Source organism: Salinisphaera sp. SWV1 (genome assembly GCF_052044155.1).
Lineage (GTDB): Bacteria > Pseudomonadota > Gammaproteobacteria > Nevskiales > Salinisphaeraceae > Salinisphaera.
Map to the genome: position 1 here is coordinate 86,946 of NZ_JBQDYE010000006.1, position 13,532 is coordinate 100,477.

Here is a 13,532-nt window from a genome sequence, read left to right on the forward strand (position 1 = left end):
TGACCGAAACACCGGCCGGCCCGCGCCACCCAGCGTAGTAACGCCAACCCGGCCTGCATACCGGGTTGGCAGCTGCCGGTTAGTTGCCGGAATTGGCCGGCACGCTCGGGATGCTCGGGTATTTCTTGAGTTGCGCCTTGAACTGCTTGATGAAGCCGTCGGCGCCCTTGTCCTGAATGGAACTGCTGTACTGGCCACGCTTGAGCGCCAGATCGCTGACCCCCTTGGCCACGACATTGACGATCTTCCAGTCGCCGCCCTCATTGTCCAGCACATAGTTGATCGGTATCCGATCGCCGCCGGACACAATCACCGTATCCACCTGACGGCGGCCGCCCGGGGCGTTCTTGACGCCCTTGATCTTGAAGGTCTGGCCACTGTAGCTGTCAAAACGCGACGCATAGGTCGCGAGCGTGTCCTCACGGAACATGTGCTGGTACTGCTTCTGCTGCTCCGGACTGAGCCTGGACCACTTATTGCCGAGCGCGAGCTTGGCGATGCGGTCCAGATCAAACGAGTGATCAATCACCGGCGCCAGCTTCTTGTAGCGCCCCGCAAAACCGAGCTGCTTGCCCTGTTTCATGGTCGCGACCAACTGGCTGTCGAGATTCTCGACCACACTGCGCGCCGGCTCGGCGGCCGCCGCCGTCCAGACACTGACGCAGGCAAATATCACGCCCGTGGCCACCAGACCTCGCAATAAACGCGTCGCTGCTTTCATTCTCGGCTTCCTTGACTCAATCCCAGGCTGCACCGTGTCGTGCCGCACGTCCCTCGATATGGGGCCGACATGCGACCCATCAAGCGGATTAGACCGCAGTCCGGTTGTATGTGTCCTGAATACATCGAAAACGACCCGGCGCGCCGGCGCGCGCGCCGCATTCGCTGGCCGCGCCGCCGATCGTCACGAGCGATGATAGGCGCGGCCGCGCCAGGCGGTGCGCACGCCCTGCCAGTAGCGCAGCGCCGATGACCAGGTCATGGCCAGATAAATGGTGCCGATCAAGGGCATGGCGAATGCCCACAGCCAGGACAAGCGGTAATAGATCAGCGTCGGCAGATAGCTCACGGCCATCGCGAACCAGGCCGCGATCGCCAGCCCGCGTGCGCTCGCATCGCCGAAAACGAGCGCAACGGGCGGGGCCCAGAACATCAACGCCATGGCCAGCGTGCAGCCGGCCAGAAGCCAGGGCGAATAGCGCAATTGGCTATAGGCCGAACGCGCCACCATCGCATGAATGCCCGCGAAGTCGTCGTAGCCGCGCAGACTCGTGGCGGCATGGGTGACCCCGACCCATGTGCGTCCACCGGCGCGACGCACACAACGGGCCAGCGTACAGTCGTCGATCACGGCATCGGCCAGCGCACCGAAGCCACCGATGCGCTCCAGCACCGCGGCCTCGATCAATACGCAGCCACCGGCGGCCGCCGCCACATGACGCGAGCCGCGATTGGAAAGCGCGAACGGATACAATAGCTTGAAGAAGTAAATGAACGCCGGGATCAGCAACCGCTCGACGATGCTGGTCATCCGCAGATGCGCCATCAACGACACCATCTGGCGATCCTCGGCGATCGCCTTCGCCTTGAGCCCGGCAATCGTGCCCGGCGCAATCCGGATATCAGCATCCAGTAATACGACGCGCGGCGTGCTCACCTGCTGGCGCGCCTGCTCCAGCGCCCAGAGTTTGCCGGTCCAGCCATCGGGCAACGCTCGCCCCTGGATGACGGTCAGCCGCCCGATCGCTGCAGCCCGTGCGATCTCGGCCGTGCCGTCGCTGGAATTGTCATCGACCACGATCACCGAAAGTCCGGCGCCCTGACGGGCGAGCGCCGCCAACGTTCGTTCCAGCGATTCGGCTTCGTCGCGCGCCGGGATCAGCACCGTCACGTCCGACAGATCGGCCATATCGGCGTCGCTTGCCCGCGCCGCGAAGCGCTCGCGCAGCAACCAGGGCAGCCAGGGCTGGGCCAGCAGGCCGAGCCAGACGATCAGGGAAATCAGGGCAAGAAGGGTCAGCAGCATAACGTCGGATACAAAAAAGGCCGTCGGCGCCGCCGACGGCCCTGCAAAGGCTGAGGTGGGCCCGGCGCTAACCGAGTTCCTTTTCCTTCGGCGTCGACTCGCGGCGGCCGATCTGCGAGATCGGGATCTTGGTCGCCGTGGCCTGTGCGCGATCGCCATACAGAATCGGCAGTTCCTCGGCGAAGTCGCCCGACAGGCGCGGGCCGCGGGCCATGCTCTTGAACGCCTTCAGCGGATGCGCGAACGTGTCCTCGACCGCCGTGCCTTCATAGCCGCAGTGCGCCATGCAGTTGTCGCACTTGGGATTGCGGCCAACCCCGTAATTCTCCCATTCGGTGTTTTCCATCAGGTCCTTGAAGGTCTTCTCGTAACCTTCGTCGACCAGCAGATAGCAGGGTTTCTGCCAACCGAAGATGTTGTAGGTCACATTCGACCAGGGCGTGCACTGATAGGTCTCGTTGCCGGCCAGGAAGTCCAGGTACAACGACGAGTGGTTGAGTTTCCAGTCGGCGCCGCGCTCGCGGCCGTGGCGGAAGATCTCGCGGAACAGGTTCTTGGCCTTGGAGCGGCCGAGGAACACGTCCTGACGCGGCGCGTGCTCGTAGGAATAGCCCGGCGAGACGGTGATGCCTTCCACGCCGAGATCGGTGACATAGTCGAAGAAGTCGGCGACCTCTTCCGGCACTTCACCGTCGAACAGCGTGCAGTTGATAGTGACGCGGAAACCGCGATCCCGCGCCATTTCGATGGCCTCCACGGCCTTTTCGAACACCCCTTCCTGGCACACGGACTCGTCGTGGCGCGCCTTGAGGCCATCCAGATGCACCGACCAGGTGAAGTAGGGCGACGGATCGTAGTCGTCCATCTTCTTCTTCATCAGGAGCGCGTTGGTGCACAGATAGACGAACTTCTTGCGCGCCACGATGCCCTTGATGATCTCGGGCATGTCCTTGTGGATCAACGGCTCACCACCCGGGATCGAGACCATGGGCGCGCCGCATTCGTCGACCGCGTTCAATGCATCCTCGACGCTCATGCGCTGCTTGAGGATATCCTTCGGGTGGTCGATCTTGCCGCAGCCGGCGCAAGCGAGGTTGCACTGGAACAGCGGCTCCAGCATCAGCACCAGCGGGTAGCGTTCACGTCGGGCGATCTTCTGCCCCATGATGTAGCGCGCAACCTTGTACTGTTGAATCAACGGTACTGCCATTTCGACCTCTTCTTTTGGGCTCGATGTTCGGCTTGCGAGCCGCCCCGAGCGCAGCAGATGTAATGCGGCGATGCCGCCGACACCACTGCATTGTACATGTGTATGTTTCGTTAAGAACCATTGTGGCATATCAGCATGCGGTGATCCCGGCAATTCTCGCAATCAGGTCATCCAGGTCGCGACTATCGAGATTTCCCCAGGGTGGAACTACGAAAGGTCTCACCGGTCAGGCCACCACGCCCGTGTTGCTCACAAACCCTGTATTTTTGAAGTAAGCATGGCGCCTATCATAGGGCAAACCGTCCGGTAACCGATACGAAAGTAGAACGGTCGGGCATACGGCGCGGCCTGAACGAGCCCCGCGAGCGGCGCGCCCGCGGCGCTGGATTTACGTGGTCAGTCTGCGCGGCCGCCCGGGCGTCCGACGCGGAACCGGCCGGCATGAACGACGTACCGCGCGCCCCGTGCGGTCGGGGCATGCCGCTTACGGGCCGGCGCCGATATGCGCCATCAGACGCGCCTTGACCTCCACCGGCGCGGGCGAGGGCCGCGGCAGGCCGGCCTCGTCGATGCCCGGCGCGATGTGCAGATGCGAAAACGCCGGGCCCTGCGAGCTGCCGGCCAGCATCTGATCGATCACGGTTCGCTCGTGGCCTTCGTAAGTCGTGCGGTAGCCGGCTGCGGCGGCGATCGCCGCGAACGACAGCCCGGACGACACCGTCGCCTGGCCACCGGTGGACTCGTACATGCCATTATCGAGCAGCAGATGATGCAGGTTGGTGGGCCCGTAGGCCGCCAGGGTCGCCATGGCGCCCAGCCGCATCAACACCGAACCGTCACCGTCGACCACGATCACGTCAAGATCGGGCCGTGCCATGGCAAGCCCCAGCCCGAGCAGCGGCGCGCAGCCCATGGACCCGACCATGTAAAAATGATTGGGGCGATCGGCGAGCGCATACAGTTCGCGGCCGGTGAAGCCGGTGGCGGCGATGATCACGCTGCGGGCCGGATCCGTCCGGTCGACCAGATGGGCCAGTGCATCGCGCCGGGAGACGGTCGGCGTCTTCGGCGGCGCGGGCCGGAAGGTGATCGCGCCGCGACTCTGTGTCGGCGAATCCTGGCTGGCCAGTGCGGCCGGGGCGACTGTGTCCTTGTTCATGACCAGCACGTACGGCCGACCGCTCTCGTTCATGTGCGCCTCGGCGCGCGCCAGCGTTTCGGCCACGGCGCCGGCATCGTCCGGAAACAATGCCCAGGGCAGCGCCATGCGATCGAGCAGGTCGGTCGTGATCCGCCCCATAAGCTCGTGCTGCGGCGCATCGGCTACCCCGGGCGCGCCGCGCCAGGTCACGATCAGCAGAAGCGGCAGACGGAAGACCCAGTTGAGCGAGGTGAGTGGCGATACGGCGTTGCCGAGCCCGGAGTTCTGCATCATGGCCACGGCGCGCTTGCCGGCCAGTGCGCGGCCGGCCGCCAGCGCCACGGCATCGCCCTCGTTGGCCGCCGACACATAGGTCAGCCGGTCGTTGTCGAGCACGGTATTGATCAGCGGCGCAAGAAACGAACACGGCACGCCGGCATAGAAGTCGTAGCCGTATTCGGCGGCGCGGTCGATGAAGTCGTTGGCCTGGAGCGTCATGTCGAGGTTCCTTGAGCAAATTCGGATGCGGCAGGCAACGCGCCGGGATTGTGGACCTGGCGCCAATGACCGGCGCGTGCATCACACCAATGCGGCGGCCGCTCGGCGTGCCCGCCGGCCCATTGTCGCCGCCCGCACGAGGCGACGTCACGGCCTGCCCGCGCAACCGCGGCCGGCCGGCGCGCTGCATCCGGCCGGATCGTGCGGGATATCGGGGATTTGGCGCCTATACTTGCGGCCACGCCGCGGCGAGGCCGCCGCCGGGGCGGATGAAATCACGCCCGGCGCGGTGGACGGCGCCTCAATCCGCGGCGACGCGAGGGTCGGGTACGCGGGTCCAGGTGGTGGTCCGGCCCAGGGCCGGGATTCCGACGTAGCCGTGCAGCTTCAGGTGGCGGTGATCGGCGAGCCAGAGATAGCAGTCGAACCACTTGCCCCGGTCGGGATCGTACACCCGCCCGTTCTCCCAGCGCGCTCGATCGCTGGCCAGTACCCGATAATCCAGGCCCTTGATCAGGCGCAGCCCGATCATCGGCCGATCCCGTTTCGACGGATCCGGATTGTGCCGGTCCACAAGAGGTTGCCCCCCCATACCCTGGGGGTCGTCCGCAGGATAGCGATCACTTTCGAGCCAGACGACCCGCGCCAGGAAACCGCCTTGTTCCTCGACCATGTGGATCACCGCCCCGCCCTTCGCGGTACGCCAGAACCCGACAATCGCGGCCGGCGGCGGCGCGTCGGCCAGCGCCGTCATCGACGCCAACACCAGCGCCGTAGCGAGCGCCAACCGGCGAATCACGGCCTTTTGCCGAGCGGCAGGTAGCGATGCGCGTAATACCAGGCCACGGCGTCGGCCAACGCGTCACGCGCCGGCCGTGCGCGGTAACCGAGTTCCGCGGTAGCGCGCGCATGGGAAAAGAACATGCGCTTCTTGGCCAGCTTGACACCGTCGACCGTCACCTTCGGCGGCCGACCCGTGATGCGGGCGACTGCTTCGGCGGCGTGGGCCACGGGCAACAGCAGATTGTGCGGCAACTTCACGCGCGGCGGCGGGCGATCCACGATTTCGGCCACCAACCCCAGAATCGCCGCGAGCGTCATGTCGGTGCCGCCCAGCACGTAACGCCGGCCGGTCCGGCCATGGGCATGGGCCAGCAAGTGTCCGCGCGCCACGTCATCGACGTGGGCCACGTTCAGGCCGGTGTCGACGAACGCCGGCATACGACCGGCCGCGGCCTCCAGCACCATCTGCCCTGTCGGTGTGGGTTTGTGATCGCGCGGGCCGATCGGTGCCGACGGATTCACGATCACGATATCCAGCCCGTCGGCGGCGTATTCACGGGCGACTTCCTCGGCCAGATACTTGGACCGCTTGTAGTGCCCGATCATGTCCTGCAGGCCCACCGGCGTGTCTTCATCGCCCGGCGTGCCGTCGCCGGGGATGCCGAGTGTCGCCACGCTCGAGGTATAAACCACGCGCGCCACGCCGGCCATGCGCACCGCCTCGCAGATCCGACGGGTCCCCTCGACATTGTTTTCGTAGAGCTCGCCCGGATTGGCGGCCCACAGACGATAGTCCGCGGCGACGTGAAACACCGCGTCGCAGTCGCGCATGGCCTCGGCCAGGGCCGCCGTATCCGAGAGATCGACCTCGGCATACTCCAGATCGAGCCCTTCCAGTGCACTCAGATCGCTGGTCGCACGGCGCGTGGCGCGCACTGTCCAGCCCTCACGCAGCGCAGCGCGTGCGACCGCACTGCCGACGAATCCCGTCGCTCCGGTTACCAGGGCGCGCATGGCCTAACCCTCCTTCGGTCGCGCGCTCGGCACGCGGAAATACCAACCCGGCCGGATCGCGAACGCCGGGGCGCCGACAAGGGGCGGCACCGGAAACGCTTCGCGGACCCGGGCGACAATAAATAGAGACCGACCTTCATATCGACCAAACCCGCCGAGCAAACCGCGTCACAAGGCGGTTCGCCGCCGGTGTCCTCGACGATACCCGATCGTGCGAGCGTACCGGCATTTACCCACATCGCGCGCCAGGCCCGGCCCGGCGCGCGTTCGGCACGCGCGGCCGCAGGCCCTGATCCTCGCCCGCCGAATCGATCGGTTCCGACATGCTGGTGGATTCTCTCCTCGGCCCCCGGCCCTAATCTCGCAGGATACGAAAAAGCGCCGGCACGACAATAAGGGTTGTTACCAGAACCGCAAGCATACCGATCGTGAGCAGCTGTCCCATACTCGCCGTGCCCGCATGATGCGAGAACGCCAGACTGCCGAAGCCGGCCATGGTGGTCAGCGATGACAGTATGACGGCGCGCGCGGTCGAGGTGCCCAGAAACGGCCGATGGTGCTCGCGCTGGCGCAGTCGATGAACCACGTGAATGCCGCTGTCCACCCCCACACCGAGCAACAGCGGCAGCGCGATCACGTTGGCGAAATTGAACGGGATCTCGAACACCACCGTCGCTGCGGCCAGGATCATGCCCGACAGGGCCAGCGGCGCCAGCACACGCAGCGTGTCGCGCACACTGCGCAACAGCACCAGCAGGAACAGCGTGATGAAAACTCCGGCATAGATGAACGCATGCACGAACGCCCGCGATACCGTGTGTCCGGCCGACAGTTCGAGCACCGGCGCCCCGGTGATATGCGGCGCGACCTGGCGCACGCTGTTGACGAAGGCTCGCACCGCCGATTCGTGATTGAGATTGCCCTTCGGCGAGACCTCCACCCGGTACTGGCCGCCGGTGCCGATCCATCGTTTCTTCAGGTTCGCAGGCAGGTTCTGCAAGGTGATGCGCGACGCGTTCATGGCATCGGCCAGCCGGTCGACCTGGCGCGGCAGGCCGGCCAGCACGCGATCGTGCATCGTGGCCAGAATGCGCTTCTGTGCCGCCGGACTCTGTTGTGAAAACCAGCCGCGCCAGGCCGACAGCGCCTTGGCCAGGCGCTGCGCGGCACCGGCATCCGAACTGCTGTCGCGCTTGCGATACGCCGCCAGATGCTGCGCGAAATCGGCGATCGCCTGTTTGCGGGCGGGAAAACCGGCCCGCTTGGTCATATCGGGCGGTGACACCGCCAGCGTCAATGCCAGATCGCCGATGATCGACAACTTGGCGTCCTGGTGCGCGGGCACGAAATCCGCGACCGTCATCGCACCCGAGACATGCGGCTGCCTGGCGATGCGAGCCGCCAGCTGCTTGGCCTGGGCCAGCTTCGGACGCATGGTCACCAGCGTCAGCGGCGAATGCTTACTATGCGCGAGCAGATCGCGGTAGGTCTGCACTGCCTCGTCGTGCGGATTCTGCAGATCCAGCGTACTTGAATCGAAGCGTATGAACGGCAGCGCAACCACACAGCCCAGCGCGACCACCGCCGAGGCGGCCCAGATCGTGCGCTGGCCCCGACGCCCGATGAACGGCGCCCAACGGCTGGCCGTGGCACTCGAGCTCGGAACCCAGGGTTGCAGCATGGCGATGGCCGCCGGCAGGAACGTGAGACTCACGACCAGACTGATGAACATCCCCACGCCGGAGATCAACCCGAGTTCGGCGACACCGGAATACGCCGTCGGGATGAAGGCAAAGAACCCGCCCGCGGTTGTGATCGCGCACAGCGTGAGCGACAGTCCGACATCGGCTATGGCCGCCGCCAGCGCATGCCGGACCCCCGCGGCCCGACTGGCCACGCGCCCGCCGATCTCGGCCAACGCCTCGCGGTAACGCAGGCAGACGTGAATCGCGTAGTCGATGCCGAGGCCGATATAGAGCACGGCGAAGGCGATCGAAATAAGGTTCAACCGGCCGACCGCCAGTGCCGCGAACGTTGCGGTGCCGACCAGACCAGCGATCAGGCTGATGAGCGAGGCGCCCATGAGCGCCCACGAACGCAAGCCCAGATAAAGAATCACGCCCACCGCGATGAACGCCAGCGTCGCGCCCCAGGCCGCGCCCTGCGTCACGCTGGCCAGTTCCTCATCGGAGAGCGCGACCTCGCCGGTCTGGCGTATCCGCACGCCATGAGCGGCATCCAGATGCAGCCGCCTGGCGGTGTCGCGGATCGCCTGCATCGGCTGTTGCGCGGGCAACAAGGCGCCGTAGTCGAGCTTGGGGCGCACGATGATGAAGCGCTGGTCGGAAACGCCCGGCTGGTCGCCGCCAATGAGTTGCTGCCAGGACAGCCGATTATAGCGCCCGGCACGGCTGGCATCGAAGGTGGCGGCCAGTTCGCTGAAAACCGGCGACAGCTTCATGTCGACCGGGGCATCGGGTGCCATGGCGCGGTCGAGCATGTCGAAGAACGTCGGCAGCGTCGGATCGGCCGACAGGCGCCCGAGAAACGGCTGGATCCGGGTCAGCCTGGTCGACAGCGAATTGAGCTTGTCCACCGAAAGATAGAGAAACCCGTTTTTCGCGAAGAAATGGCCGCCGCCGGGCTCGTATACATCGGCAAACAGCGACGGCTGGCCGCGCAGCGCCTTCGTCAACTGGTCGGCGGCCGCCCCGGCGATGTCCGGGCTCGACCCGTCGACCACCACCACCAGGTTGTCCTTATAGACCGGAAACGCCTTGTTGTAGGCGATGTGGGTCTGGCGCCAGGGCACCTTGCTGCTGATCAGATTGCCATCGTCGGTGTCCATCGACAGATGGGTGACCGAATACCAGGCTCCGGCCAGCGTGATGACGACGCCGACCAGAACCACCCAGGCGGCATGGCGTGTCATCAGTTCGACCCAGGCCGCCAGCGCCCGTTCCAGTGCACGCGTCACGTGATCACCTCGCCGCGAAGTACCGCCGCGACATCCGCCAGGGTCATGCGCGCGGCGCGAAAGGCCACGGCCAGATTCTTCATCGCCCGGAGCTGGACATGCATGGACGCCGGCCGCCCCACCAGGGCCGCCAGCAGCGCGGCCGGGCGCAGGCGCCCGTCGGCGTCCATCGCGGCCCGGGCGACTGGCGGCAACGCCATCGAGGCATCGTCGATGATCGCGCGAACGCTCACGAAGGCCAGGCCGCGTTCGGCCGCAACCGCCGCGATGGCGGCGCTTTCCATGTCGCAGGCAATGGCGCCGCTGCGTTCGTACAGTGCCCGCTTGGCCGCGGCATCGGCGACCAGCGCCGGCGTTTCCACCAGATGCTGTTCGAAAACCTGATGCGCGGGCGCGAGACCGGCGGCCAGCGCGCCGCGCCAGCCGGCATCGGTATGCCAGACGTGGCCGTCGGCGCCGAGAACGCACGTCGCCAGCACCAACGCGCCCGGATCGATACCGGGCGCCAGCGCCGCCGCGGTGCCCCAGCTCATCAGCACCGAGACACCGTCATCCGCGAGCTGGCGCGCCGCCGCCCCGGCGCGATCGGCGCCCATGCCCGACAGCACGAGCTGCGCGCCGCCGGACAGGCGCGTCCGGCCACGTGGACGCAGGCGCGCCAGGGCACGGGCCTCGCCCGGCAACGCCGCGATAATGCCGAGCTGCGCGACCGGCAGGCTCAACACGGGGGCCTGGCACACCCGCGAGGGCGCGGCCCCACTGGACGATAAACGACAGACATCGACTCAGCCGGCGTCCGCCGTGCCGGCATCCGGTGCCGGATCGCCGTGCAGATTGCGGTAGCGCGCCAATGCCCAGAGCGGGAAGTAACGGGTGTAGCCGTGGTACTTGAGATAAAACACACGCGGGAAACCCGGGGCGGTGTGCTCCGGATCGTGCCAGGCGCCATCCGCGCCCTGCCGGTCGATCAGCCAGGCCGCGCCCCGCGCCAGCGCGGCCGAGCCGCGCTCGCCGGCCGCCATCAGACCGAGCATGGCCCAGGCCGTCTGGAAACTGGTGGAAACATCCGAGCGTCCGCGCGGCGGCTCCCAGTAGCTGCCGTTGTCCTCGCCCCAGCTGCCGTCGGTGCGCTGCATGCCCTTGAGATAGGCCACGGCACGCTGGATCCAGCCCTGGCTCATGTCCTCGCCGAGTGCCTCCAGCGCCATCAGCACCGACCAGGTGCCGTAGATGTAGTTCGTGCCCCAGCGGCCGAACCAGGAGCCGTCGGCCTCCTGTTCGCGCCGGAGATAGGCCAGCGCGCGTTCGATGAACGGCCGGTCCTCGGGCCGCTGCAGCAGGCCGACCAGCGTGATGACGCGGGCGGTGACATCCGCCGTGGGCGGATCGAGCAGCGCGCCGTGGTCGGCGAACGGAATTTCGTTGAGATATTCATGGTTGTTGTCGGTATCGAAGGCCGCGATACCGCCATTCGACGACTGCATGCCGACCAGCCAGTTGGTCGCCCGCGTGATCGCACGACCATAGGTCGCGCCGTCGCCGGTGTTGACCATCGCCCAGGCGATGACGGCGGTATCGTCCAGATCCGGGTAGTAATCGTTGGCGTACTGGAAGGGCCAGCCGCCGCCGGGCAGGTCCGGATGATCCCGCCGCCAGTCGCCGGGGCCATCGAGCACCTGGCGCGCGGCCAGCCAGTCGAGCCCGGCACGCACCACCGGGGTGTCGCCCGTGCCGGCGGCCTCCTGCAGCGCCAGGCTGGCCAGGCCGGTATCCCAGACCGGCGACATGCAAGGCTGCACGTCGGCCATGTCGCCATGGTCGTACACCAGGTCGTCGATCGCCTGGCGGGTGTTGGCGCGGTACGGGTGATCGGCCGGATAGCCGAGTTCGCCCAGCGCCTCGTAGACATTGACCATCGCCGGGAAGATGGCACCGATGCCGTCGGTGCCGTTGAGACGCTCGATGATCCAGTTCTCGGCGATCTTGATCGCCCGCTTGCGCACGAGCTTCGGGATCAACGGCTCGATGTTGCGCCCGACCCGGTCGAGTCCCTTGAATACACGCTGCAGCCTGTTCTGCGCCGGCACGAAGTCGCGCTGCTGCTCGGGCGGAATGGTGAACAGTTCGCGCACGTTCACGCCGGCCGGGTTGCGCGCCATGGTGCGCAGGCTGGTGAGGATGAACAACGGCACCATCACCGTGCGCGACCAGTAGCTGACCTTCGACAGATGGAACGGCGAGGCCTCCGGCATGAGCATGACCTCCACCGGAATGAAGGGCACGGCCCGCCAGGGCACCTGGCCGAACTGAGCCAGCGCGATCAAGGTGAACACGTTGACCTGACCGGCGCCGCCGCGCGCCAGGATCGCCTCGCGCGCATGCGCCATGTGCGGCGCATCCACATCGTCGCCGGCGAGCTTGAGCGCGTAGTAGCACTTCACCGAACACGACAGATCGAGATCGCCACCGTAATACAACGGCCAGCCGCCATGCGCGGCCTGTTTGTAACGGATAAAGTTGGCCACGCGCGCCTGCAACGCGGTGTCGACATCGCCGATGAAATGCATCATCAGGATGTACTCGGCCGGAATCGTGCAGTCGGCCTCGCACTCGTAGCGCCAGTGACCATCGGGGTTCTGGTCAGCGAACAGGCGCTGCTCGGCCGCCTCGATGGCATCACCCAGGCCGGCCGGCAGCGTCGCGGTCGCCGACGACCGGCGCGGCAGCTCGGCGATATCGTTGATCGGCGCGGCGGGATCGTCCGCCAGTTTCGGCGTGAGCGCCGGCAGGTCGCCCGCGGTCATATGAAACAGATGCCGCAGGCGATCGTCGTCGGCCACCGCGAGATTCGTGGTGAGCACCGTCGCCTGCACGCTGCGGCGCGACACCTTGACCTGCGCGCCGTCGGTGAAATACGGATGCGCCTGGATCTTGCGGAGCGTGAGCAGCGCCAGCCCGATCGCCCACAGGCAGAAGCGACGCATGCCCTTCTGATGCCCGGGAATGCGCAGGGTGAATTCGAGTGCGTTGCGCAGGTGCCCGGTGGCCAGGCCGATCAATTCGTACAAGCCGGCGGCGAACGCCTCGTCGGCGCCGCGCTTGCCCAGTTCCGACAGATCGAAGCCGTGGCGCGCGAACACGTCGCGCGGCAGCCAGCAGACCCCGCGCCCGTGGTCGGCCCAGATATCCTTCAGGATATTGGTCATCTGCAGACCCTGGCCGAAGGATACGGCCAGGCGGTTGAGCTCGGCGTCGTGCTCGCCCATGCCGGGCTCGTAATCGGTGAACATCGCGGAGAGCATCTCGCCCACCACACCGGCCACGAAGTAGCAGTAGCGGTCGAGATGCGCCAGCGTCGGCAGGCCATCGGCGCTCGCCGCGCGTTCGTATTCCGGCATGCCGTCGCACATGATGCGCACACAGCGCGCGACCGCGGCCCGTTGGGCCGGGCGCAGACCGTGCATCACGGTGAGCACGTCGTCCGTATGCGCGACCAGCCGGCGCTCGGCGTCGAGCGTGGCGGGCGCCAGCAACGGCGCCAGACGCTGGCCGAAGTCGGCACCGCCCGCGCCGGTTTCGACCACGCGCACGAACGCGGCATGCCAGGCCGCCTTGCTCTGGTAATCGAGCTCGGCATCGTCCTCGATGGTGTCGGCGATACGGCACAGCAGGTAGGCATTGCCGACGGCCACCCGCAGCGCCTCCGGGAGCTCCGGTATGGTCAACGCAAAAGTGCGCGAAACATGCGGCAGGATCTCATCCTGAAAGGCCAGCGCGCGCCGACCGGAATCCGTCTGCATAGGGGCTTGTGACATGAACGAACGATTTCCAGGTTTTCAAGCGTGTGCGACACGCCGCGGCCGCGGGGCGCATCGTCGCACCG

The 13,532-nt window shown here is 66.6% G+C and carries 9 protein-coding genes and 1 pseudogene; all 10 read right to left on the reverse strand.

Going from position 1 to position 13,532, the window contains the following annotated elements; genetic code table 11:
- Positions 1–79 precede the first annotated feature (79 nt).
- Complete coding sequence (locus ACS8YF_RS04540) at positions 80–721, reverse strand: ABC transporter substrate-binding protein (RefSeq protein WP_440849030.1); 642 nt, start codon at positions 719–721, stop codon at positions 80–82.
- Between the two features lie 183 nt (positions 722–904).
- Positions 905–2,026: a glycosyltransferase gene (locus ACS8YF_RS04545; RefSeq protein WP_440849031.1), complete on the reverse strand. Its 1,122-nt coding sequence runs from the start codon at positions 2,024–2,026 to the stop codon at positions 905–907.
- A 67-nt stretch (positions 2,027–2,093) separates the two neighbouring features.
- The gene (gene hpnH / locus ACS8YF_RS04550) at positions 2,094–3,236 is read right to left on the reverse strand and encodes an adenosyl-hopene transferase HpnH (protein WP_109993827.1); all 1,143 of its coding nucleotides are present in this window, start codon (positions 3,234–3,236) and stop codon (positions 2,094–2,096) included.
- A 484-nt stretch (positions 3,237–3,720) separates the two neighbouring features.
- On the reverse strand, positions 3,721–4,875 hold the full coding sequence (gene aepY, locus ACS8YF_RS04555; protein WP_440849032.1) for a phosphonopyruvate decarboxylase: 1,155 nt from the start codon (positions 4,873–4,875) through the stop codon (positions 3,721–3,723).
- A 301-nt stretch (positions 4,876–5,176) separates the two neighbouring features.
- Positions 5,177–5,674, reverse strand: a complete 498-nt coding sequence (locus ACS8YF_RS04560; protein ID WP_440849033.1) for a DUF2147 domain-containing protein — start codon at positions 5,672–5,674, stop codon at positions 5,177–5,179.
- Entirely contained in the window at positions 5,671–6,672 is a 1,002-nt protein-coding gene (gene hpnA, locus ACS8YF_RS04565) for a hopanoid-associated sugar epimerase (RefSeq protein WP_440849034.1), read from the reverse strand. The genes ACS8YF_RS04560 and hpnA overlap by 4 nt, the downstream gene beginning before the upstream one ends.
- A 355-nt stretch (positions 6,673–7,027) precedes the next feature.
- Entirely contained in the window at positions 7,028–9,649 is a 2,622-nt protein-coding gene (locus tag ACS8YF_RS04570) for an MMPL family transporter (RefSeq protein ID WP_440849035.1), read from the reverse strand.
- A complete protein-coding gene (locus tag ACS8YF_RS04575) occupies positions 9,646–10,371 on the reverse strand; it encodes a phosphorylase family protein (protein WP_440849036.1) in 726 nt (241 codons plus the stop codon). Before ACS8YF_RS04575 ends, ACS8YF_RS04570 begins: the two co-directional genes overlap by 4 nt.
- Before the next feature lie 63 nt (positions 10,372–10,434).
- Positions 10,435–12,453, reverse strand: a complete 2,019-nt coding sequence (gene shc / locus ACS8YF_RS04580; RefSeq protein WP_440849075.1) for a squalene--hopene cyclase — start codon at positions 12,451–12,453, stop codon at positions 10,435–10,437.
- 84 nt (positions 12,454–12,537) lie between these two features.
- Positions 12,538–13,464, reverse strand: a pseudogene (locus ACS8YF_RS04585) (phytoene/squalene synthase family protein); the annotation flags it as partial.
- Positions 13,465–13,532: the final 68 nt, after the last annotated feature.

Bases quoted from the DNA above. Each gene is read 5' to 3' on its own strand.
- hpnH (WP_109993827.1), bottom strand. From the start codon at position 3,236: ATGGCAGTACCGTTGATTCAACAGTACAAGGTTGCGCGCTACATCATG.
- ACS8YF_RS04540 (WP_440849030.1), bottom strand. From the start codon at position 721: ATGAAAGCAGCGACGCGTTTATTGCGAGGTCTGGTGGCCACGGGCGTG.
- ACS8YF_RS04545 (WP_440849031.1), bottom strand. From the start codon at position 2,026: ATGCTGCTGACCCTTCTTGCCCTGATTTCCCTGATCGTCTGGCTCGGC.
- aepY (WP_440849032.1), bottom strand. From the start codon at position 4,875: ATGACGCTCCAGGCCAACGACTTCATCGACCGCGCCGCCGAATACGGC.
- hpnA (WP_440849034.1), bottom strand. From the start codon at position 6,672: ATGCGCGCCCTGGTAACCGGAGCGACGGGATTCGTCGGCAGTGCGGTC.
- shc (WP_440849075.1), bottom strand. From the start codon at position 12,453: ATGACCGCGGGCGACCTGCCGGCGCTCACGCCGAAACTGGCGGACGAT.